The sequence below is a fragment of the Azomonas macrocytogenes genome, from assembly GCF_014191985.1.
Taxonomy (GTDB): Bacteria; Pseudomonadota; Gammaproteobacteria; order Pseudomonadales; family Pseudomonadaceae; genus Azomonas; species Azomonas macrocytogenes.
In genome coordinates this window covers 331,089-352,558 of the sequence record NZ_JACHXI010000001.1, presented here as the reverse complement: position 1 = coordinate 352,558, position 21,470 = coordinate 331,089, and the positions used below count along the sequence as shown (strand labels likewise).

The 21,470-nt window shown below is 62.5% G+C and carries 19 protein-coding genes and 1 pseudogene; 11 read left to right on the top strand and 9 right to left on the bottom strand.

The genetic code is table 11. The annotated features are described in order from the left end of the window. The first annotated feature begins 130 nt into the window (after window positions 1–130). The 6 genes from ppc (at window position 131) to FHR87_RS01665 (ending at window position 6,482) form a co-directional block, all read left to right on the top strand. Window positions 131–2,767, top strand: coding sequence for a phosphoenolpyruvate carboxylase (gene ppc, locus FHR87_RS01690; RefSeq protein WP_183164945.1), 2,637 nt, complete (start codon window positions 131–133; stop codon window positions 2,765–2,767). 243 nt (window positions 2,768–3,010) lie between these two features. Further along, a complete protein-coding gene (adk, locus tag FHR87_RS01685; RefSeq protein WP_183164944.1) occupies window positions 3,011–3,658 on the top strand; it encodes an adenylate kinase in 648 nt (215 codons plus the stop codon). A 91-nt stretch (window positions 3,659–3,749) separates the two neighbouring features. Further along, window positions 3,750–4,427, top strand: coding sequence for a tRNA (adenosine(37)-N6)-threonylcarbamoyltransferase complex dimerization subunit type 1 TsaB (tsaB, locus tag FHR87_RS01680; protein ID WP_183164943.1), 678 nt, complete (start codon window positions 3,750–3,752; stop codon window positions 4,425–4,427). 79 nt (window positions 4,428–4,506) lie between these two features. After that, on the top strand, window positions 4,507–4,857 hold the full coding sequence (locus FHR87_RS01675; protein ID WP_183164942.1) for a hypothetical protein: 351 nt from the start codon (window positions 4,507–4,509) through the stop codon (window positions 4,855–4,857). Next, window positions 4,826–5,719 (top strand): DUF72 domain-containing protein, encoded by an 894-nt coding sequence (locus FHR87_RS01670; RefSeq protein ID WP_183164941.1) that lies wholly within the window; start codon window positions 4,826–4,828, stop codon window positions 5,717–5,719. The genes FHR87_RS01675 and FHR87_RS01670 overlap by 32 nt, the downstream gene beginning before the upstream one ends. 67 nt (window positions 5,720–5,786) lie before the next feature. After that, the gene (locus tag FHR87_RS01665) at window positions 5,787–6,482 is read left to right on the top strand and encodes an extensin-like domain-containing protein (RefSeq protein ID WP_183164940.1); all 696 of its coding nucleotides are present in this window, start codon (window positions 5,787–5,789) and stop codon (window positions 6,480–6,482) included. Between the two features lie 62 nt (window positions 6,483–6,544). Here the strand turns inward: FHR87_RS01665 and FHR87_RS01660 are convergent, their stop codons facing one another. Beyond that, window positions 6,545–7,309, bottom strand: coding sequence for an acid phosphatase (locus tag FHR87_RS01660; protein WP_183164939.1), 765 nt, complete (start codon window positions 7,307–7,309; stop codon window positions 6,545–6,547). Window positions 7,310–7,587: 278 nt separating this feature from the next. Between FHR87_RS01660 and FHR87_RS01655 the strand changes: the two genes are divergently transcribed. The 5 genes and pseudogenes from FHR87_RS01655 (at window position 7,588) to fecA (ending at window position 13,820) form a co-directional block, all read left to right on the top strand. Then, window positions 7,588–8,361: a class I SAM-dependent methyltransferase gene (locus FHR87_RS01655; RefSeq protein ID WP_183164938.1), complete on the top strand. Its 774-nt coding sequence runs from the start codon at window positions 7,588–7,590 to the stop codon at window positions 8,359–8,361. 110 nt (window positions 8,362–8,471) lie between these two features. Continuing rightward, a complete protein-coding gene (locus FHR87_RS01650; protein ID WP_183164937.1) occupies window positions 8,472–9,692 on the top strand; it encodes a molybdopterin molybdotransferase MoeA in 1,221 nt (406 codons plus the stop codon). Between the two features lie 211 nt (window positions 9,693–9,903). Beyond that, on the top strand, window positions 9,904–10,428 hold the full coding sequence (locus FHR87_RS01645) for a sigma-70 family RNA polymerase sigma factor (protein WP_183164936.1): 525 nt from the start codon (window positions 9,904–9,906) through the stop codon (window positions 10,426–10,428). Beyond that, the gene (locus FHR87_RS01640) at window positions 10,428–11,369 is read left to right on the top strand and encodes a FecR domain-containing protein (RefSeq protein ID WP_183164935.1); all 942 of its coding nucleotides are present in this window, start codon (window positions 10,428–10,430) and stop codon (window positions 11,367–11,369) included. The genes FHR87_RS01645 and FHR87_RS01640 overlap by 1 nt, the downstream gene beginning before the upstream one ends. Before the next feature lie 82 nt (window positions 11,370–11,451). Then, window positions 11,452–13,820: pseudogene (fecA, locus tag FHR87_RS19535) on the top strand (TonB-dependent Fe(3+) dicitrate receptor FecA). Window positions 13,821–14,421: 601 nt separating this feature from the next. On the opposite strand, the gene FHR87_RS01630 reads toward fecA, so the two are convergent. The 8 genes from FHR87_RS01630 to fdhD all read right to left on the bottom strand — a co-directional run bounded on the left by FHR87_RS01630 (window position 14,422) and on the right by fdhD (window position 21,412). Then, entirely contained in the window at window positions 14,422–14,859 is a 438-nt protein-coding gene (locus FHR87_RS01630) for a molybdenum cofactor biosynthesis protein MoaE (protein WP_183164934.1), read from the bottom strand. 1 nt (window position 14,860) lies between these two features. Next, entirely contained in the window at window positions 14,861–15,106 is a 246-nt protein-coding gene (locus FHR87_RS01625) for a MoaD/ThiS family protein (protein WP_183164933.1), read from the bottom strand. A 192-nt stretch (window positions 15,107–15,298) separates the two neighbouring features. Next, window positions 15,299–15,793 (bottom strand): cyclic pyranopterin monophosphate synthase MoaC, encoded by a 495-nt coding sequence (moaC, locus tag FHR87_RS01620; protein ID WP_183164932.1) that lies wholly within the window; start codon window positions 15,791–15,793, stop codon window positions 15,299–15,301. Beyond that, window positions 15,790–16,335, bottom strand: coding sequence for a molybdenum cofactor biosynthesis protein B (gene moaB, locus FHR87_RS01615; protein ID WP_183164931.1), 546 nt, complete (start codon window positions 16,333–16,335; stop codon window positions 15,790–15,792). Before moaB ends, moaC begins: the two co-directional genes overlap by 4 nt. Next, entirely contained in the window at window positions 16,335–16,895 is a 561-nt protein-coding gene (gene mobA / locus FHR87_RS01610) for a molybdenum cofactor guanylyltransferase (RefSeq protein ID WP_183164930.1), read from the bottom strand. Before mobA ends, moaB begins: the two co-directional genes overlap by 1 nt. 254 nt (window positions 16,896–17,149) lie before the next feature. Next, on the bottom strand, window positions 17,150–18,124 hold the full coding sequence (gene moaA / locus FHR87_RS01605) for a GTP 3',8-cyclase MoaA (RefSeq protein ID WP_183164929.1): 975 nt from the start codon (window positions 18,122–18,124) through the stop codon (window positions 17,150–17,152). 76 nt (window positions 18,125–18,200) lie between these two features. Then, the gene (locus FHR87_RS01600; RefSeq protein WP_183164928.1) at window positions 18,201–20,519 is read right to left on the bottom strand and encodes an FdhF/YdeP family oxidoreductase; all 2,319 of its coding nucleotides are present in this window, start codon (window positions 20,517–20,519) and stop codon (window positions 18,201–18,203) included. Next, a complete protein-coding gene (gene fdhD / locus FHR87_RS01595) occupies window positions 20,516–21,412 on the bottom strand; it encodes a formate dehydrogenase accessory sulfurtransferase FdhD (RefSeq protein ID WP_183164927.1) in 897 nt (298 codons plus the stop codon). Before fdhD ends, FHR87_RS01600 begins: the two co-directional genes overlap by 4 nt. Window positions 21,413–21,470 lie beyond the last annotated feature (58 nt).

Sequence of the window (21,470 nt, the reverse complement as noted above, 5' to 3'; positions counted from 1 at the left end):
ATTCTTTCCTGCCGGTTATGAATATCGGCACCGATACTTTCGAAAACTTGCCAAGAACCGCTATTGTGCCTGCGTTATTCGGCTCGGTATCAGTTGCCGTAGCTACGACAATAAAATGAGGAGTAAGGTCATGGTGAACATCGATGCGCGGCTGCGGGAAAATGTCCACCTGCTCGGCAAATTGCTGGGACAGGTCATCCGCCAGCAGCATGGAGATGAGCTGCTGGAGAAGATCGAGCTCATCCGCAAAGGGGCCAAGGCGGCCCGTCAAGGCTCGCCCGAGGGCGCGCGTCAGCTCGGTGAAACACTAGATGGATTACGCGAGGATGAGCTGTTGCCCGTCGCTCGCGCCTTCAACCAATTCCTCAATCTCGCCAATATCGCCGAGCAATACCACGGCATCCGCCGCCGCCGGCCCGGCGAAGCGCAACCCTGCGAATCGCAGGCATTGCCGCGCCTGCTGGAGCGTCTCGTCGCGGCCGGGCATACCCCGCAAAACCTGGCCCGGCAGGTAGCGGAGCTGGATATCGAACTGGTACTCACCGCGCATCCCACTGAAGTGTCGCGGCGTACGCTGATCCAGAAATACGATGCCATCGCCGCCGAGCTGGTAGCCAAGGATCACGCCGATCTGTCTGCTACCGAGCTGGCACGCATCGAGCAGCGCCTGATGCGGCTGATCGGCGAGATCTGGCACACCGAGGAAATCCGGCGCCAGCGGCCAACTCCAGTAGACGAAGCAACCTGGGGGGTTGCGGCCGTTGGCGATTCCCTCTGGCAAGCGATGCCCAATATCCTGCGCCAGATCGATGAAATGCTGTACCGGCATGCCGGCCAGCACTTACCACTCAAGGCGGCCCCGGTCCGTTTCGCTTCCTGGATGGGCGGGGATCGCGACGGCAACCCCAACGTTACCGCCACCGTCACGCGCGACGTATTGCTGTTGGGCCGGCACGAGGCCGCCAGTCTCTACCTGCGTGAAATAGACGAGCTGATCGGTGGCTTGTCCATGCAGGCGGCCACGCCTGAACTGCTGGCATTGAGTGGCGACCATCCCGAGCCCTACCGCGTGCTGCTCAAGCAACTGCGCGAGCGCTTGCTGACTACTCGCGACTGGGCCGTAGCCGCCTTGCACCAGGCGTTACCAGCACCTGCGGCGGTTCTGCAGCGACGTGAGGAGCTATTCGAGCCGCTTGAACTTTGTTATCGCTCCCTGCATGCCTGCGGCATGGGGCTGATTGCCGATGGAGCCCTGCTCGACTGCCTGCGGCGAGTGGCTGTATTCGGCCTGTTTCTGGTACGGCTCGACATCCGCCAGGACTCCACTCGGCACCGCACGGCGCTCGGCGAGATCACCACGTATCTCGGTCTGGGCGATTATGCCCAATGGCCGGAAGCGCAGCGCCTGGAGTTCCTGCAACAGGAACTGGACAACCCGCGCCCGTTGCTGCCAATCGACTACCAGCCTTCGGCCGATACTGCCGAGGTGCTGGCAACCTGCGCGGTGATTGCCGAGGCTCCGGCCGATTCGCTGGGCTCCTATGTCATCTCCATGGCCCGCGATGCCAGCGATGTGCTGGCCGTGCAACTGTTGCTCAAGGAGTCCGGGCTGCGTCGACCGATGCGTGTAGTGCCGTTGTTCGAAACCCTCGATGACCTGAACAACGCGGCGCCGACCATCCGGCAGTTGCTTGCCTTGCCGGTCTATCGGCAGCGTTTGGACGGGCCGCAGGAAGTGATGATCGGCTACTCCGACTCGGCCAAGGATGCCGGTACCGCCGCTGCAGCCTGGGCGCAGTACCGGGCCCAGGAAGAACTGGTCGATGTCTGCCGCCAGCACGATGTGGAACTGCTGCTGTTCCATGGCCGTGGCGGCACTGTCGGGCGTGGTGGTGCGCCAGCGCATGCGGCGATCCTTTCGCAGCCTCCGGGTTCGGTGGCGGGGCGTTTCCGCACCACCGAGCAGGGTGAGATGATCCGCTTCAAGTTTGGTCTGCCCGATCTGGCCGAGCAAAACCTGAACCTTTACCTGGCGGCGGTGCTGGAAGCCACCTTGCTGCCACCGCCGCCGCCCGAGCCCGGCTGGCGCCAACTGATGGACCGACTGGCCGACGATGGCCTGGTGGCCTATCGCGGTGTCGTACGCGAGCAGCCGCAATTTGTCGACTACTTCCGCCAGGCGACCCCGGAAACGGAGCTGGGCCGCCTGCCACTGGGCAGCCGGCCCGCCCGGCGGCGGCAGGGCGGTATCGAGTCTCTGCGCGCGATTCCCTGGATCTTCGCCTGGACCCAGACGCGCCTGATGCTGCCGGCCTGGCTGGGCTGGGATGCGGCGTTGGACAATGCGCTCAAGCGTGGCGAAGGCGAGCAGTTGGCTGAAATGCGTGAGCACTGGCCGTTCTTCTCCACCCGGCTCGACATGCTGGAAATGGTCCTGGCCAAGGCGGATGCCGATATTGCCCAGCGCTACGACGAGCGTCTGGTGGCAAAAGAACTGCTTCCTCTGGGCGAGCATCTGCGTGACCTGTTGTCGCAGACCATGCGATCCGTTCTCCAGATCACGGGCCAGAGCGAGCTGCTTTCCCATAGTCCTGGCGTCCAGGAAGCCTTTGACCTGCGCAATACCTATCTGGATCCGTTGCACCTGTTGCAGATGGAACTGCTGGCCCGCTCTCGGCATCTGCAGGAGCCGCAGGAGGGGCCTTTGGAGCAGGCTTTGCTGGTGACCGTGGCCGGGATTGCGGCAGGGCTGCGCAACACCGGTTGAGGTTTTACCGAGCGGTCTGGTCGAAGCGTGGTCTAAAATCCTGCTGCCGGAGCGAGTGTTTTTCTGCCACATGCAGGTTGCCGATGACGGTATTTGGCAACTTGTATGCGGCGGTTGCGCTTGTGTATCGTGTCGCCCCCTTGCGCCGCGGCATGGCGGCGAACCAGACCAAGGCAGACCGAGACGGCTGGCAAGCGTCCGGCTCTATATGGCAGTCGTTTCTACTTTGAGAGGAGCACATCGATGCGCGTGATTCTGCTGGGTGCGCCCGGTGCAGGTAAGGGGACTCAGGCCCGTTTCATCACCGAGAAATTCGGAATTCCGCAGATTTCCACCGGCGATATGCTGCGTGCAGCCGTGAAGAACGGCACCTCACTGGGGCGGCAGGTCAAGGAAGTGATGGACAGCGGTGGCCTGGTTTCCGACGACATCATCATCGCCCTGATCCAGGAGCGCCTGGCTCAGCCCGATTGCGCCAAGGGCTTTCTGCTCGATGGCTTTCCGCGCACCATTCCCCAGGCCGAGGCGCTCAAGGCCGTCGGCGTGGCGCTGGATCATGTGATCGAGATCGATGTCGACGATGAAGAGATTGTCCGGCGCATGTCCGGACGCCGCGTCCATCCGGACTCCGGACGCGTCTACCACATTCAGTACAATCCGCCGACAATCGACGGCAAGGACGATGTGACCGGTGACTCGCTGGTCCAGCGCGAGGATGACAAGGAAGAAACCGTACGCAAGCGCCTGGCGACCTACCATTGCCAGACGCGGCCTCTGGTGAGTTTCTATCAGGATCTGGCAGCGAAGGAAGGCAGCCCCAAATACACCCGGATCGAAGGAACGGGATCTGTGGAAAGCATCACGGCTGCTCTGCTCAAGGCGCTCGATTGAGGTGATGGGCGAATGACGGTGCGGCTCCTGCGGGAGCCGTTTGCGTCTGGCCTGAGCTGCTTTTTTCCTGCTTATTCTTCCGGATTTTCAGATGACGACTCTGCTGGCACTGGATACCGCCACTGAAGCCTGTTCTGTCGCCTTGTTGCACGAAGGCCACGTGCTCAGCCGCTACGAAGTGATTCCCCGTCTGCACGCCCAGCGCATCCTGCCGATGATCCAGGAGCTGGTTGCCGAGGCCGGGATCGCCTTGTCGTCCGTGGACGCCATCGCTTTCGGTCGAGGGCCCGGCGCCTTTACCGGTATCCGGATCGCCATCGGTGTCGTGCAGGGATTGGCGTTCGGGCTGGAGCGGCCGGTACTGCCGGTTTCCGATCTGGCGGTGATCGCCCAGCGGGCCTGGCGCGAGCAGGGTAGTCGACAGGTCGCGGTAGCCATCGATGCGCGGATGGATGAAGTCTACTGGGGGTGTTATCGCGAAGCGCAGGGTGCGATGGCGCTGGTCGGTATCGAAGCTGTGCTGCCACCGGAACAGGTCAGCTTGCCACGTGACAGCTCTGGTGACTGGTTCGGGGCCGGAACCGGCTGGTGTCACGCGGCGCGTATGCCGGTTTCCACCAAGGCCAACGACGCCAGTCTACTGCCGCATGCCGAAGACTTGTTAACGCTTGCCCGGCTCGCCTGGGCGCGAGACGAGGGCTTGCCCGCCGAGCAAGCTCAGCCGGTCTACCTGCGTGATAACGTCGCCACACCGAAATCTGCCGGCTGAGCGGAATTTTCAGAGGGAAACGTTGCCTGTTTTCAGGCATCCCCTTTAGAGTTCCTGAACCACTGGTACAGGTTGCCGTATGCGCATCGATGGTTTTCCCTCCTATCCGTCAATTCGTGCTGCACGCTCCGCTGGTGCCATCCCGGTCTATGGGGAAGCCCCGCACCAGGTTGAACCACAGCATGCACGGCAGGTCGTCGTATCCGCCAGCAGCCAGGATCTGGAGCGCGAGCCGCCATCGCAGGTCGAGTCTGCCAATCCGGCAGGCAACATGAACATGCGGCTGGCCGCACAGTCGTGGACGAGTCAGGTACATACCATCGGGCTGTCCAGTGTGATCGCCAGGGCGCTGGCCAGCTATACCAGTACCGCCGGCATGACTCCGGAGGCAGATGCCTATGGGGTGCTGGGCATCGATATCCACGTCTGATCGCGTGAACATTCCGTATTTTCTCGGCTGTCCATCCTGGAGTGAAAGCGCCTGGGTCGGCTCGCTCTATCCGAGTGGACTGGCAAGTGCAGGTTTTCTGGCGCATTACTGCTCGGTGTTCAATTCGGTGGAGGGCAATACCACGCTGTATGCCTGGCCGACGCCACAGACAATCCAGCGCTGGAGCGAACTGATGCCGCCGGGTTTCCGCTTCTGCGCCAAATTTCCCCGCGATATTACCCACGCCGAACAGCTCGGTCAGACAATGGCGCAGGTCGATGCTTTCCTGGCCTTGCTGGCTCCGCTCGGATCGCGGGTGACACCATTCTGGCTGCAGTTTCCGGCCAGCTTCGGTCCGTCGCAACTTGGCGAACTGGTCACCCTGCTGGAACATATCCGCATGCCGCTGGCGGTGGAGGTGCGTCACTCGGCCTTCTTTGCGCGTGGCGAAGAGGAGCGGGCGTTGAATCGTCTGTTGCGGGAGCGTGGGGTCGAACGTATCTGCCTGGATTCGCGCGCGCTGTTCAGCTGCCGATCCGCTGACCCTGCCGTGCGGCATGCGCAATCCAGAAAACCGCGCTTGCCGGTGCGCCCGGCAGCCTTCAGCGATTCGCCGCAAGTACGCTTCATTGGTCATCCGGATCTAGCGGCCAACGACCCCTTCATGGTGCCCTGGATAGAAAAGGTGGCTACCTGGATCGAAGCAGGCAAGACGCCCCATGTCTATCTGCACACACCGGACAATCGTCTGGCACCGGACCTGGCCCTGCGCTTTCATGCGCAATTGCAGGCACGCCTACCGGGGCTGCCGGCGCTGGCAGTGTCGTCTCTGCAGGGCGAGGCGCAGTTACCGCTGCTCTGACTCCGCTCGTGCGCGTCTTGACTCTACGGTGTTGATGCAACAGGCCCTACGCATTGTCTGACAAGGTATGACCTTCGGCCGACTCCTTTTCCTGTTTCTGCTGCTGACACTGGCTGTGCTGGGCTATGCGGTGTGGCACGGCCATGTCGAGTGGCCGCCGCGCTGGAATCCCTGGGCACCGCTGGATATCCGCGAGCCGCCGAACTGGCTCACGGGTTACAAGCTGAGCCGGCTGCAGGATGATCGCCAGCTCTGCGAGCAGGTCTTGGCGAATTCGCAACTGCGCTATGCACGTGTTCCCGATAGCCAACCGGAGCCTTCCTGTCCCTTGCACAATGTTGTGCGGATACAGGCATCGACGCTGCGTTTCAATGGCAGCTTCCTTGCCACTTGCCCGTTGGCGGCAGCCTATGCGCTGTTCGAGCGGCATGGCCTGCAACCGGCCGCGCAAGCGGTGTTCGGCCAGCCGGTGGTGCGCGTCGAGCACTTTGGCAGTTTCGCCTGCCGCAACATCGCCCGCAGCAATCGGCGCAGCCAGCATGCCCACGCCAATGCCCTGGATCTGGCCGGTTTCCAGCTTGCGGATGGTATCCGTATCAGCGTGGCGCGCGACTGGTCGGGGGCTGGCGACAAGGCGCGCTTCCTGCGCCTAGTGCGCGATGCAGCCTGCGAATCCTTCAATGTCACTCTGGGCCCTGAGTACAACGCCGCCCATCACGATCATCTGCACGTGGATATGGGCGGATTCGGGATGTGCCGATAAAGGTCGCCGGCGGGGAGGCGCTTCGTTGATGGGGCACAGGTGACCCATCAGCGGCTCGTTCGTCAGGGGGTCAGGGTTGCCTGAAGCTCGGTCTTGGCCTGGGCGAAGTCTGCCTGGAAAACGGGATCGGTGAACAGGATGGCCGCCAGCGCGGTGCCGGCGCGCCGTCCGGCCTCAAGATCCGAGGGATAGTGCATGCCGGCGACAACCCGGCTTTGGGCGTACTCATCGGCGCGTTTCCAGATGGCGGCCTGCCGTTCGGGAAGCAGGGCGGCCAAGACAATGCCGCTGGCTGTCACCCGCGTGCTGCGTCCGGACGGCCAGGAGCCGCTCTTGGGCATGGCGCCTTCGATTTTGCTGGCAGCGTCGGGTGGCATCATGGCGGCGGCGACCAGCACGTTGACGCGGTTGTCGGCCAGAAACGGCCGGGTCCTGTCGAAGACCTTCTGGGCTGGACCTACCACGGCGGCCTCGGAGGCCCCCAGCCGGGCGAAAAGTTCTGCCGTTTTGGGCAGGTTGGTGGGGGTGAACTTTGCCCCCAATGGAGCACCGAACATATCGAAGACACTGCCTTTGGCATCGGCTTCAGCTTGCTTGAGGCGCGCCGGGTTGGCCGCTTGCTGGGCTGCGAGAATAGCTGCCACTTCTCCAGCCTGTTCCGGGCTGTTCAAGGGTGGCGGCGATGGCAGGAGCTGGGCGAGGTCGAGTTTCTCGATGGCCGGGTAGGGTTGCGAATCGGCCGCCTGCAGCCATGTACTGCCCAGGCTGAGGAGCAGTGCGGCGATCAGATGGGCACTGGCTTTCTGCCGTACACGAGCATTCTTCATGGAGCACTTCCTTTTGTCTGAATGGGGAGATGAGCGCATAGCAACCCCTGTGCCGCTGATCCAGGCTGTACGACCGCGTAGAAAACCCCGGTTTGGTTCCTGAATGTCGAGGAAATCGGCTGGCCACCCCACTTGAGGTTCGACAAAAGGTTCGCAGACGAACAGCCGAGTACGTGGATGTTCGCTTGGCCGCAATGGCGCGGCAAACGCGACGCGGCGTTTCGCTCGGGCTCCATGGGTCTGGCACAATGCGGCGCTTTTCGATCCGGGAATTTTCTATGTCCGGCCTGTGCCCTGTGATTCGTGTCGAGCCGCTCGATCCGCTGTATGCCGCCGAGGCCGCTGTCTGGGCCCGGCGCTTGAACTTGCTGCCCGAAGGGGAAGCCGGCTTCGCCCTGCAAGTAGGGCCTGCCGGCTTGCAGTTGCAGGCGCTGGGTGCCGACGCACCGGGACCCGTGCGAGTCGATTTCATCGAGGGAGCGGTAGCGCATCGACGGCAGTTCGGCGGCGGCAATGGTCAGCTGATCGCCAAGGCCGTGGGCATTCAGCCCGGCGTTCGGCCCACGGTCCTGGATGCCACGGCCGGCTTGGGGCGCGACGCCTTCGTACTGGCCTCCCTGGGCTGCCGGCTGACTCTGATCGAACGCCACCCGCTGATTGCCGCTTTGTTGCAGGATGGCTTGCAACGGGCGCGGCTGGACCCCGAGGTGGGTGCAATCATCGCGCGGATGGAATTGCTGCCGGGCGAGGCCATCGAGACAATGCGGCACTGGGTACCCGATGCGCCACAGGTGATCTACCTCGACCCCATGTTTCCGCATCGGGACAAGAGCGCGCTGGTGAAGAAGGAAATGCGCCTGTTTCGCCCCCTGGTCGGCGACGATGACGATGCTCCCGCGTTGCTGGCCGCCGCCCTGGCGCTGGCCAGCCACCGGGTGACAGTCAAGCGCCCACGCAAGGCTCCCCCCCTCGACGGACCTCGGCCAAGTTTCAGCCTGGAGGGCAAGTCGAGCCGCTACGATATCTACCCCAGGCGCTCACTGAAGGCTTGACCGTCGACGCCGCGTCCCTGGCGGGACCGGCAAGTTGCTCATCAACGCTTGTATAATCGGTTCGGCGAGCGCTGCCCGCTTTTCGTGCCCCCTGAACCCCGAGGAAGACTATGTCCATGGACCCTTGTGCCGAGCCGGCACTGCTGACTGTCGAGGCCATGCAGCAGAAGCTGTTGCAAACGCTGTCCCCCCTGCCGGCAGCGAACGTGCCGATCGCGGACAGCCTGGGGCGGGTCCTGGCGGAGGAGATCCGCGCCAGCGTGGTCAACCCACGCTTCGACAATTCGGCCATGGATGGCTTCGCGCTGGGCGGCGAGGCGACCGCGGCAGCTCCCGGAACCTTCCCGCTGGTCGGTACGCGTCTGGCGGGCAGCGAAGATCTGGCAGAACTGGCACCCGGCGCAGCAATGCGCATTACTACCGGCGCACCCGTGCCGGAAGGGACAGCCACGGTGGTGATGCAGGAGCACTGCAGCGTCACTGACGACAGCGTAACGCTCCGCGACGCCGTCAAGGCCGGGCAAAACATCCGCCGCCGGGGCGAGGATATTCAGTTAGGGCAGTGCTTGCTGGAAGCCGGCACGCGTGTCGCTCCCCGTCATATCATGCTGCTTTCCAGCCAGGGTCTGGAGACACTCCAGGTCACGCGCCAGCCAGTGGTGGCGGTGCTGTCCTCGGGCGATGAATTGCATCCGGTGGGTCAGCCGTTGAGCCGCAGCGGTATCTACGACTGCAATCGCCCCTACCTGTTGGCCCGTCTGCAACAGGCCGGCGCACGGGTCATCGACATCGGCATCGTTGCGGACGACCCGCAACAAATCCGTGACGCCCTGCTGCGGGCAGCCAACGAGGCGGATCTGATCGTCAGTTCCGGTGGGGTATCGGTCGGCCAGGCCGACTGGCTGAAACGCTGTGTCGAGGAGCTGGGTACCCTGCTGCACTGGAAGGTCAATATCAAGCCCGGCAAACCGGTGGCCTGGGGACGGATCGGTGCGGTGCCTTTCCTCGGTCTGCCCGGCAATCCGGTGTCGACCCTGGTCTGTGCCGAACTGTTCCTGCTGCCGGCGCTGGCCCGCCTGGGCGGTGTTGCACAGCCGTTGCCACGCGTTGTGCGCCTGCCGATCGCCCATGACCACAAGCACAAGCCGGGGCGCGACGAATATCAGCGCGCGGCGCTCGTCGCCGGAGCCGAGTCGCTGCAGGTAGCGGTGCTCAAGGGCCAAGGTTCCGGCTCCCTGGCCAACCTGGCCCGCACCGATGCCCTGCTGTTGCTGGGCGCTGATGTGACCAGCGTGGCAGCGGGTATGCTGGTGGATGTATTGGTGCTGTAATTTTGCTCCAGGTTGATCTGGACAAGAGCGACGGGGCGCTCTTCAAGTGATGTCGGTTTCCCCGGAGTCCCGCGCCCTATCCGACATAAAGGCATGGATTGCCGCTTTCTTGGACGGGGCTCTTTATCATCTTCAATTATGCAGATGACGAACTCCACAGGCTTGCGCATAATAAGAGTAATTCTTATTTGATCCCCTCGAGAACACCGTCGTGGATACAGGCAATGTCAGTCGACACAGCACGCTGCACAGCCTTTACCTTGATCATCGCCTGTGGCTGCATGGCTGGCTCAGGCGCCGGCTCGGCTGCTCCTACAATGCCGACGACCTGACCCAGGATACCTTCGTCAAGGCCATGAGCGCCCGGGACCTGCTCCAGCTCGACGAGCCGCGGGCCTTCCTGACCACCATCGCCAAACGGTTGCTGTTCAACCACTATCGCCGCCAGGATATCGAGCGGGCCTACCTGCAAACCCTGGCGAGCCTCCCCGAAGCGCATCTGCCCAGCGAGGAAACCCGCGCCATCGCGCTGGAAACCCTGATGGAACTGGCCCAGGCACTGGAAGACCTGCCGGCTCCGGTCAGGCAGGCGTTCCTCTATGCCCAACTCGACGGCCTGCCGTATGCGGAAATCGCCAGGCGTCTCGATATATCTCTTGCCACTGTCAAGCGCCATATCGTCAGGGCGGCCCAGCATTGCTATTTCGGCGAACTGTCCGCCGGGGTGGTGGAATAATGACCAATCCTGTTTCCGAACACATTGCCCGGCAGGCCATACAGTGGCTCATCGAGCTACAGACCGACGCCGACGAGGAGCAGAGGCGCAACTGGCAACGTTGGCGCGAAGCCGATCCCGAACACGAGCGTGCCTGGCAGCGCATCGAAAGCGTCAACCAGCGATTGCGCGGACTTTCGCCACAGGCGACCCGCATCGCGCTCGCCAGCCGGTCGCCACAAGGGCGGCGGCAGGTGTTGAAACTGCTGGGCCTGATTGCCATTGCCGCACCGACTGGCTGGCTGGGCTATCGGCAGGCACGGCCCTGGCTGGCCGACTATCGAACTGCGCTCGGCGAGCATCGGAATATCACGCTGATCGATGGCAGCGAACTGAGCCTGAATACCGACAGCGCGGTGGATGTGACCTTCGAGGCCGGGTTGCGCCTGCTCAGGCTGGTGCGTGGCGAAATCCAGTTGCAAGTGGCGGCCCGCGACCAACCCTTCCTGATCGATACCACCCAGGGTCGGCTGCTCACCAAACAGGCCCATTTCAACCTGCGCCAATACCCCGATCACTGCCAGCTCAGCGTATTGGCCGGAACGGTGCAGGTGCGCTGTGCCGCACACCCGGAACGGCAGGCGAGTATCACGGCCGGGCAGCAGATGCGTTTCGCTGCCCACCAACTCGGGGCGCCGCAGCCGTTCGAGGCGAGCCTGACTGCCTGGCGCAGGGGGATGCTGGTTGCCGTCAACATGCGTCTGGCGGACTTTCTCGATGAACTGGGCCGCTACCATCGCGGCTGGCTGGAATGCGACCCCCGCGTCGCTGACTTGAGACTGTCCGGCACTTATCCTTTGGCTAACAGCCAAGCGATCATCAAACTGTTGGAAAGCACGCTGCCAGTCGCGATAAGCTGGCGCACCCGCTACTGGGTGAAAATTTTGCCGAAACAGGCTTAATGATAATTTTTTAGATTAGCATGAGCTTTTTTACTGCCCCGCGTGACATGGAAAGTAGAACCCACTTTCCCAGAGATAAGTCATGCCATTTGCTCCAGCCTTCAGACTCAATCCTTTCAGTTCTACCCTGATCCTCAGTGCCGCCATTGCCCTGGCTCACCTCCCGGTGGCCATGGCTCAAGGCGCATCAAGCTCATCTGTCAGTGCTCGCCAAGTCTATGTGATCGAGCCTGGTCCGCTGGAAACCACTCTTTACCAATTCGGTCAGCAGGCGGGCGTGCTAATTGCCTTCGCTCCAGAACTTGTAGCAAGGCGACAAAGCCCCGGGTTGCACGGTGAGTACAGTAACCAGGAAGGACTTGACCAGTTACTCGCTGGCAGTGGCTTACAAGCTGTAAGCCAAGACGAAGGTTTTATCCTGCAACGAGAACCTGCAGCCGGCTCAACAACAGCCACGACTGCTGTCGAGTTGGAAACAGCGGTGGTCGGTGATTGGCTTGGCGAAGGCGAACAGCAAGATGTTTTCAATCACCCCGGCGCACGAGATGTAGTACGCCGCGAACAATTCGAACGTTTCGGTGCCAGTAGCGCACGAGAAGTCCTGAATCGTATTCCCGGTGTTAATGCGCCGGAAAACAATGGCACTGGCAGTCACGATATGGCACTCAACTTCGGTATCCGTGGGCTCAACCCACGTCTGGCGGCCCGTTCGACCGTACTCATGGACGGCATCCCGGTACCTTTCGCCCCCTACGGTCAACCACAGCTCTCCCTGGCTCCTATTTCGATAGGCAACATGGACGCCGTAGATGTGGTACGAGGTGGTGGTGCCGTCCGCTACGGTCCGCAGAACGTTGGAGGCATCGTCAACTTCGTAACCCGTGCAATTCCAGACGAATTTACCGCCAAGGGCAGCGTACAGACCGAGATCAGTCCGGATTCCAACCAGAATGGCTTTAAGAAAACAGCCAATATGCTGATTGGTGGAACCTCCGATAACGGCTTGGGCGGCGCCATTCTTTATTCGGGTGTACGCGGTAGCGACTATCGCAAGCATAGCGATACTCGTATAGACGATGTGATCTTTAAAGGCCGTTACCAGATAAACGATGCTCATACACTGCGCGGTATCGTCCAATATTACGACGGCGAGGCGGATATGCCGGGTGGTTTGAGCAAAAAAGCCTTTGATCGCAACCCTTATCAATCGACTCGTCCGGTCGATGAATTCTGGGGGCGGCGAACTTTGGCCGGCTTGTCTTATGACTATGCTAAAGAGGCCAGTAAGTTCACGATCAATACTTTCTTCACCCGAACGTTGCGCAGTGGCTATCTGGATCAAGGCAGTTTCGTGTCTCTGTCGCCACGCTATTACTGGGTACGTGGTATCGAAACCCGTTTTCCCAAGGGTTCGCTCTGGGCAATAGCTGGCATGAGTTGGGTATCGGCCATCGCTTTATCAGCGAAGCATCCCATGAACTGCGTTATCGTGAAGGTATTGGTAAGGGCATGCCCACCACTGGTAGCCGTAATGACCGCGATACTCGCGGCTATACTCACGCCAATGCCTTCTTCATCGATGACCGTATCGATATCGGTAAATGGACATTCACGCCTGGCTTACGTCTGGAACGCATTCGCTCCAACCAAACCAATGAGCTCACCGGTGAGAAATATAATGCGAACTACAACACTTCCCTGCCCGCGCTCAATATCCTTTATCACTTCAACGACAGTTTGAACCTGTATTTCAATACCGAAGAATCCTTTGGCTCGGTCCAGTACAGCCAGATGCCCAACCGAGCGATGGTCAACAAGATTGGACCGGAAAAGGCACGAACCTGGGAAGTCGGGGCCCGTTATGACGACGGTGTGCTGAAAGCCGAATTGGGTACCTTTCTAATCAACTTTGACAAGCAATATGAAAGCAATCAGACCAACAACAGCGTTATCGCTCGAGGCAAAACACGTCATCGCGGCGTCGAAGGCAGTTTTTCCTACGAATTGGGTGAGTTCAATCCAGTTCTCACCGGCTTAAATTTTCATGCCAACTACGCTTTTGTCGATGCCACCATTCGTGAAAACGGGCCAAACAAAGGCAACCGCGTACCTTTCTCGTCTCGCCACAAAGGTACGTTAGGCCTTGGCTATACCCATAGCAGAGTGAGGCTTGATCTGGACAGCACTTTTCAGTCCAGCCAGTACGCTGATAACGAAAATACCGATCCAGGAAGTGCCGACGGTAGTACGGGCCGCATTCCTGGTCATGTCACCTGGAACGGTAGGGCTGCCTATAAGTTCGGTCCTGGAGACAACGACCTGAGTGTTGCGGTCGGGGTAAAGAACCTATTCGATACCGATTATTACACCCGTTCCTACGACGATAACAACAAGGGTAAATACCTTGGTCAGCCACGCACCGTCTATTTCCAGGCATCGATGGGGTTTTGATGAACTAGGAAGTGAACAAGGATTGTTAGTGCCGTCAGCTAATTCACTGAGGTAACCCCCCGGCTCCGTGGAAGGCTCAGCAAGGTTGGACCATTCCGATAGTCAACTTCACTCGCGCGGTATTTGGCGTTTGATTTTGATTGATAGCAGGCCCCTTTGAGAGGCCTGCTATCGTAACGCTCCGGTTTTTCCGGAAGGTACTTACCCAATGAACTGACGAGGTGCTCGGGTGGAGCCCATATGTTGGTGGCTTGGGTGCCGTTACCTATAAAGACGAACGAACGCGGAAAAGGCGCCATCCCTTTACGACTTTTTTACATGACCGCCCCATCACAAGACCGAACTCAATCTTGGGTCTGGAATACCGCCTCCGGCGTCGCTGCATCCACCAGGCGGTGCGCCCAGTTCGTAGGGTAGAAAACCCGCGTAGCGGTTTTCTACCGGGGAGGTCCGGGCCATTTGCTGCCGGTTCGTTCGGTGGACAAGCCTTCGGCGTTGTCCACCCTACGCCGGGGGAAATCCGCATCGCAGCTTTTCACAAGTAACAGGTGCATCTCGAAGATATTGAAAGGTATGGAGTTGGTATCCAAGTTCAGCCCGTTCACCAGCGCGCGGCTCGCTGCCGGTCGCCGGGCTTGGCGTCGATCCAGGCGCTGCCGCCATCACGGCGGTGCACTTTCTTCCACAGCGGAATCCGCGATTTCAGCGCGTCCATGAGGAATTCGCAGGCGGCGAAGGCTTCGGCGCGGTGGGCGCTGCTGATGCCGACCCAGACGATCGGCTGGCCCAGTTCGATCCGCCCGACGCGATGTACCAGCAGGGCCTGGTCTAGCGTCCAGCGTTGCCGCGCCTCGTCGACCAGCGCCCGCATGGCCTGTTCGGTCATGCCGGGGTAGTGCTCCAGTTCCAGGGCCACTACGTCGCCGTCGTCGCGCACGGTGCCGCAGAAGGTCACCGCCGCGCCGATGCGGCCGTCCGGGCTGTCGAGTCGCTGTTGCAGGGCGTTGAGGTCGAGCGGTTCGCGTTGCAGGTGGATCATTTCAGCCTCCGGTCACCAGGGGGAAGAAGGCCACTTCGCGGGCGCCGTCGAGCGGGGTGCCGTCGTGGGCCAGTTCCTGGTCGACGGCGCTCATGCGGGCATAGCTGGCGAAGGCCTGCTGCCATTGGGGGGATTGCGCCATCAGTTGCCGGCGCAGGTCGGCGAGGGTCTGGCCGGGGCTGGCCGGCCAGTCCAGTTCGGCGGTTCCCAGGGCGTCCCTGAGGGCGGCGAAAAACAGGATCTTCATCGTCGGGTACTCCGGAAAGTGTCTATGCCTGACGCTGGATAATGCCGCTGGCGGCTTATCCAGCGTCAGGCATCGGTGGAAAACGCTGCGCGGGTTTTCCACCCTACGTGGGGTGTCGGGTGGGGTAGGGTGGACAACGCCGAAGGCTTGTCCACCGAACAGAGGCTGTGAGGCAGAGGTTTTCGGTCCATTTCAGTCGGTCTGGCTGGTCAGCGCCGGGTGTCGCCAGTGGCCGGTCTTGCCGCCGAGCTTTTCGCACACCCGCAACTGTTCGATGGTCATGGCCGGGTCGACCGCCTTGCACATGTCGTACAGCGTCAGGGCGGCCACGGTGGCGGCGGTCAGGGCTTCCATTTCCACCCCGGTCTTGCCCTCAAGGCGGCAGCGGGCCTGGATGTGCACGCGCCGGTGTTGCGGCTCGGCGGTCAGTTCGACCTGCACCTGGTCGAGCATCAGCGGGTGGCAGAGGGGGATCAGTTCGGCGGTGCGCTTGGCGGCCTGGATGCCGGCGATGCGGGCGACGGTGAACACGTCACCCTTTTCGAAGCCGCCGTCCAGGATCCGCTGCAGCGTCTCGGCCTGCATGTGTACCCAGGCTTCGGCCACGGCTTGCCGGCGGCTGGCGGCCTTGTCGCCGACGTCCACCATGCGCGCCTTGCCCTGGGCGTCGAGGTGAGTGAGGGTCATCGGGCCTCCCGGGAGGGGCACGGGGCGGCCGGCGCCAGATGCGGAACGAAGTTGCAGGGTTTGGTGCGGGCATCCAACTGGTTGGCGATGATTTCGTCCCAGCCGGTTTGGCAGGCGTTGTTACTGCCCGGCAGGCAGAGGATCAGGGTGCCGTTGGCGAAGCCGGCCAGGGCCCGGCTTTGCAAGGTGGAGGGGCCGACCTGGGTGAGGGAGACCTGGCGGAACAGTTCGCCGAAGCCTTCGATGTGCTTGTCGAACAGCACGCCCAGCGCCTCCGGGGTGCTGTCGCGGCCGGAGAAGCCGGTGCCGCCGGTGCTGATGACGACCTGGATGGACGGGTCGGCGATCCAGGCCGAGACCCGCGCGCGCAGGCGGTAGACGTCGTCCTTTTCGATGGCGCGGGTGGCCAGTGTGTGGCCGGCTTCGGTCAGCCGGGCCACCAGCAGGTCGCCGGAGCTGTCGGTTTCCGGCGTGCGGGTGTCGGAAACGGTCAGCACGGCGATGGCCAGTGGCACGAAGTTCTGGGTGGCATGGGATGACATCAGGCTTCTCCTCGGTTCAGGCGACGAGCCAGGGCCAGGCAGTGCTGGTACTGCTCGGGGGTATTGGTGTTGAGTAGGCGCTCCGGTTGCGCGCAGGGTAGCTCATGGCTATCCAGCCGTTGCAGCAGGGCACGCAGGTTGCGGTTGCGTGGCTGCGGATCGGCCAGTAGCTGCTCCAGTAGTTCGGGCAGGTCGGCGCGTGCGGGAATCCGGCAGGGCAGCACATGCTCCTGATAACAGCAGGCGCCGGGCTGTTCGGCAAGGGCTTGCAGCAGTTCGGTGCCCAGCAGCGGCATGTCCACCGGGCAGACCAGCAGGGCCTGGCCTGGAGCCTGGCGGGCGGCGGCGAGGATGCCGGCCAGCGGGCCGAGGCCGGGCCGATGGTCCGGGCAGCCGGCGCTGCCGGCATGCAGCACCTGCCGGCAGCCGGCCGCGCGCAGGCAGTCGGCCATGTGCTGCCGCAGGGGCGTGCCGAACCAGTCGAGATCGGCTTTGTCCCGCCCCATGCGGCTGGACGCGCCGCCAGTCAGCAGTACGCCGATCACATTAGGGCGTGTCATCAATTGCCACCCCGTTGCGACGGAGCCGTATTTTGCGCAGGGCAAGGCGTGAGGAGAGACGTTTGGTCATTCCAAATGAACGACGAGCAACGCAGCACTGCGCAAAATACGGCCCGTCCCTTCGGGTTGCGCCTGAAAACGGACCATGCCGCGTTGCAGTCCTTGGCAATAGAACCACTATTGCCTGCGGACTGCGCCTTGCCTGGCCCGTTTTCAGGCGGCAACGCAATCGGGAGGGCAATTGATAACACGCCCTAGCCCCCGATCGCCGCGAAGTGGCGGTTGCCGCCGCTCTGTTCGGCCAGCAGCGGGTGGTGTTCGCCTTTGTTTTCGAGCAGGCGCTGCAGGCGCGCGCAGAGTTCGTCCTGCTGGTCGTCGTGCTGGAGCAGGTCGCGCAGGCTGTAGCCCTGTTCGGTGAACAGGCACAGGTGCAGGTCGCCACGGGCCGAGACGCGCAGGCGGTTGCAACTGGCGCAGAAGTGGGAGGCATAGGGCAGGATGAAACCGATGCGCCCGGCATAGTCCGGATGACGGAACTCCCGCGCCGGACCGGCGTCCTCCTTGCGCTCCAGCTCTTCCCAGCCCTGCTGGACCAGTTGCCGCAGCCAGGTTTCGCCGCGCAGGTGGTGGCGCTGGTAGTAGTCGGCGTTATCGTTGGTGCGCATCAGTTCGATGAAGCGCAGGGTCAGCGGCCGCTCGCGCAGCCAGTGCAGGAAGGCGGGCAGTTCGCGGTCGTTCTGCCCGCGGATCAGCACCGCATTGACTTTCAGCCGCCAGTTGTCGGCAAGGGCCTGGTCGATGTCCTGGAGGATTTGCTGCAACCGGTCGTGGCCGGTGATCAGGGCGAAATTGCCGGGTGTCAGGCTGTCGACGGACACATTGATCTGATCCAGGCCAGCCTCGCGCCAAGACTCCAGGTGTCGGCCCAGTTTCAGCCCGTTGGTGGTGACGGCGACGGTTTCGATGCCCGGCAGCTGCTTGCCGCGCCGGATGATCTCCGGCAGGTCCCGGCGCAGTGTCGGCTCGCCGCCGGTCAGGCGCAGCTTGCGGGTGCCCAGGCGGGCGAAGGCCGCGACCAGCCGGACCGCCTCGGCGGTGTCGAGGAAGCTGTCGTCATGGGTACGCTGGTAACCGTCCGGCAGGCAGTAGTCGCAGCGCATGTTGCAGACGTCGGTCAGGGACAGCCGTAGATAACGGAACTGCCGACCCCAGTTATCGTGAAGAATCAAGCGTAGCTCCTTTCCAGGGTCGGAGGCGGGGCGGTTGTCCGCCGCCGCCCGAAAAAACCAGCGATTCGGACGGTTGTCAGGCGATCCGGGCGCTTTGATGAGGTTCCAGGACTACTGCGATGCTTTTCGAGGTCGGCGTGTTGCTGTAATCGCCAACGCTGGTCAGCGGTACCAGTGGGTTAGTTTCCGGGTAGTAGGCGGCGACGTTGCCGGCCGGGATGCTGTAGGGCACCAGTTTGAAGCCGTCGACGCGACGCTCCTGGCCGTCGTTCCAGACCGAGCGGATGCTCACTTCCTGACCCTCGCTGAACCCCAGGCGCTCCAGGTCGGCGGGGTTGATGAAGACCACCTTGCGTTCGTTCTTGATACCGCGATAGCGGTCGTTCAGGCCGTAGATGGTGGTGTTGTATTGATCGTGGGAGCGCAGGGTCTGCATGATCAGCGTGGCATCGGTCAGGTGCTCGGCTGCGGCATCGTGGAGGATGTGCCGGGGCAGCTCATGGCTATGCATGATCGCCTTGCTGGCCGGAGTGTTCCAGCGGTGCTCGCGGGCGCTGTTGCCGAGGTAGAAGCCGCCGGGCTGGGCGATCTGCTGGTTGAAATCGGTAAAGCCGGGAATCACTTCGGCGATCAGGTCGCGGATGCGATCGTAATCCTCGATCAACTCCATCCAGTTCACCGGGTGGTTGCCCAGGGTCGCCTTGGCCATGCCGGCGATGATCGCCGGTTCCGAGCGCATTTCCAGGGAGAGCGGCTCCAGCACGCCGCTGGAGGCGTGCACCATGCTGAAAGAGTCCTCGACCGTTACGTGTTGCGAGCCAGTGGCCTGCATGTCGATGTCGGTGCGGCCCAGGCAGGGCAGGATCAGCGCGTTCTTGCCGGTGACCAGGTGCGAGCGGTTCAGCTTGGTGCTGATCTGCACGGTGAGGTCGCAATTGCGCAGCGCTTGCTCGGTAGCGGGGGTATCGGGTGTCGCTGCGGCGAAGTTGCCGCCGAGGCCGATGAAGACCCGACTTTTGCCTTCCAGCATGGCGTGGATCGCCGGCACCACCGCATGGCCGTGGTTGCGCGGCGGCTCGAAGCCGAAGCGTTCGGCGAGCTTGTCCAGCAGGGCAGCGGCGGGTTTCTCGTTGATCCCCATGGTACGGTCGCCCTGCACGTTGCTGTGGCCGCGCACCGGGCAGGCGCCGGCGCCGGGCTTGCCGAGGTTGCCGCGCAGCAGCAGCAGGTTGACGATCTCGTGGACGGTGGGCACGGAGTGCTTGTGCTGGGTGACGCCCATCGCCCAGGTGCAGATCACGCTGTCGGCCTTGGCATAGACTTGGGCGGCACTGACGATTTCCTCGCGGGTGAGGCCGGACTGTTCGAGGATCTTTTCCCAGGAGGTGGCTTTCACCTGGGCAAGGTAGTCGTCCATGCCCTGGGTGTGTTCGGCGATGAAGGCATGGTCGAACACCTGTTCGCCACGTTGCTGGGCTTCTTCCTCGAGTGCGATCAGCACCTTGACGATGCCGCGCACCGCCGCCATGTCGCCGCCGAGCTTGGGGGTGAAGTAGGCGGTGTTGAGCGGGGTGAAGCCGTTGGTCAGCATCTCCAGCGGGTTCTGCGGGTGCTGGAAGCGCTCCAGGCCACGCTCTTTGAGGGTGTTGAAGCAGAGCACCTGCTTGCCGTGCTTGATCACGTCGCGCAGGGTGTCGAGCATGCGCGGGTGGTTGGTGCCGGGGTTCTGGCCGAACACGAACACTGCGTCGGCTTGTTCGAAGTCGTCGATGGAGACGGTGCCCTTGCCGATGCCGATGCTGCTGATCAAGCCGTAGCCGCTCGCTTCATGGCACATGTTGGAACAGTCGGGAAAGTTGTTGGTACCGTAGGCGCGGGCGAACAACTGATAAAGGAAGGCCGCTTCGTTGCTGGCGCGTCCCGAAGTGTAGAACTCCACCTGGTCGGGCGAATCGAGCCCGCGCAGGGTCTCGCCGATCAGCGCGAAGGCGTCGTCCCAGGCGATCGGTTCGTAGTGATCGGTATTCGGGTTGTAGCGCATCGGTTCGGTGAGGCGACCTTGGTATTCCAGGAAGTAGTCGCTCTGCGCGTAGAGCGCGCTGACGCTGTGCTTGGCGAAGAAGGCCGCATCCACGGTGCGGCCGGTGGCTTCCCAGTTGACCGCCTTGGCGCCGTTCTCGCAAAAACGCACCATGCCAGGCTTGTGCTGCTCGCCCCAGGCGCAGCCCGGGCAGTCGAAGCCGTGCGGCTGGTTGGTGTTGAGCAGAGTGCGGACGTTGCGGGTGGCGTTGCCGCTGCTCAGCCAGAAGTGCTGGGTCGATTTGAGCGCGCCCCAGCCGCCCGCCGGGCCGTCGTAGGGTTTGTAGTAGGCGTCGGTTGCGTGTTTTTCGCTCATGGGGTCTCCTTGTGCGCGCAGGGCGCCGTGTCGAGCGCGGCGCCGGCGTAGAGGCGTGGTCCGCTGTGTCTGGGCAGGTGGATCAGGTTCAGGCCTTGCCGGCGCGCCAGTTGCACGGCCAGCACGCTCGGCGAGGCGAGATGGATCAGGGTCGAGAGGCCGGCGCGCAGTGCCTTCTGGATCAGTTCGGTGCTGCAGCGGCTGCTCATCACGGCGGCATGGCCGCGCAGGTCGCGCCGTGCCCGCAGGCTCGCGCCGATCAGTTTGTCCAGCGCGTTGTGCCGGCCGATATCCTCGCGGCAGGCCAACAATTGGCCGTCGGGGTCCAGCAGCGCCGCCGCATGGATCGCCCCGGCCTGGCCACCGAGTGTTTGTTGGCTGAACAGGTAGTCGCGCAGCGGTTCAAGCTGGCTGAGTGGCGGCGGCGGGCTGGCCTCCAGTCTGGGCAGTGGCGGCATCGCCTCGTCGAGCGATTCGATGCCGCAGATACCGCAGCCGGTGGCGCCCTGGCGGCGCTTGCGGGTTTGCTTGAGGCTGTCCAGCACACGGGGACTGAGGTGGATGTCGGCGGCAAGCGCGGTGGCCGCAGATGTATCCAGATGGCAGGAAAGGGGCGCTGCCTCGATGGACCAGTCGCGGATCTCATCGGCGCTGTTTATCACGCCTTCGCTCAGGGAGAAGCCGAACAGGAAGTCTTCCAGATCCCGGGGGGTCACCATCATCACGGCGTGACCGAGGCCGTTGTAGCTGATCGCCAGCGGCATCTCTTCGATCAGTTGGGCACTGGCCTGCTGCCGGGTATGCATGTCCAGATAGTCGCTGCTTGCCATTCCGTCATAGTGCAAGGTTTCGCTTGGTTCTGCGGTGGCTGGTGGAATATTGATTGAGATCATGGACAGACTTGGCTGAATGCTATAGGGCTCTTGCAGTAAAGCCTAAGTCCTGCCTGTG

Bases quoted from the DNA above. Each gene is read 5' to 3' on its own strand.
- ppc (WP_183164945.1), top strand. From the start codon at position 131: ATGGTGAACATCGATGCGCGGCTGCGGGAAAATGTCCACCTGCTCGGC.
- adk (WP_183164944.1), top strand. From the start codon at position 3,011: ATGCGCGTGATTCTGCTGGGTGCGCCCGGTGCAGGTAAGGGGACTCAG.
- tsaB (WP_183164943.1), top strand. From the start codon at position 3,750: ATGACGACTCTGCTGGCACTGGATACCGCCACTGAAGCCTGTTCTGTC.
- FHR87_RS01675 (WP_183164942.1), top strand. From the start codon at position 4,507: ATGCGCATCGATGGTTTTCCCTCCTATCCGTCAATTCGTGCTGCACGC.
- FHR87_RS01670 (WP_183164941.1), top strand. From the start codon at position 4,826: ATGGGGTGCTGGGCATCGATATCCACGTCTGATCGCGTGAACATTCCG.
- FHR87_RS01665 (WP_183164940.1), top strand. From the start codon at position 5,787: ATGACCTTCGGCCGACTCCTTTTCCTGTTTCTGCTGCTGACACTGGCT.
- FHR87_RS01660 (WP_183164939.1), bottom strand. From the start codon at position 7,309: ATGAAGAATGCTCGTGTACGGCAGAAAGCCAGTGCCCATCTGATCGCC.
- FHR87_RS01655 (WP_183164938.1), top strand. From the start codon at position 7,588: ATGTCCGGCCTGTGCCCTGTGATTCGTGTCGAGCCGCTCGATCCGCTG.
- FHR87_RS01650 (WP_183164937.1), top strand. From the start codon at position 8,472: ATGTCCATGGACCCTTGTGCCGAGCCGGCACTGCTGACTGTCGAGGCC.
- FHR87_RS01640 (WP_183164935.1), top strand. From the start codon at position 10,428: ATGACCAATCCTGTTTCCGAACACATTGCCCGGCAGGCCATACAGTGG.
- FHR87_RS01630 (WP_183164934.1), bottom strand. From the start codon at position 14,859: ATGATCCACCTGCAACGCGAACCGCTCGACCTCAACGCCCTGCAACAG.
- FHR87_RS01625 (WP_183164933.1), bottom strand. From the start codon at position 15,106: ATGAAGATCCTGTTTTTCGCCGCCCTCAGGGACGCCCTGGGAACCGCC.
- moaC (WP_183164932.1), bottom strand. From the start codon at position 15,793: ATGACCCTCACTCACCTCGACGCCCAGGGCAAGGCGCGCATGGTGGAC.
- moaB (WP_183164931.1), bottom strand. From the start codon at position 16,335: ATGTCATCCCATGCCACCCAGAACTTCGTGCCACTGGCCATCGCCGTG.
- mobA (WP_183164930.1), bottom strand. From the start codon at position 16,895: ATGACACGCCCTAATGTGATCGGCGTACTGCTGACTGGCGGCGCGTCC.
- FHR87_RS01600 (WP_183164928.1), bottom strand. From the start codon at position 20,519: ATGAGCGAAAAACACGCAACCGACGCCTACTACAAACCCTACGACGGC.
- fdhD (WP_183164927.1), bottom strand. From the start codon at position 21,412: ATGATCTCAATCAATATTCCACCAGCCACCGCAGAACCAAGCGAAACC.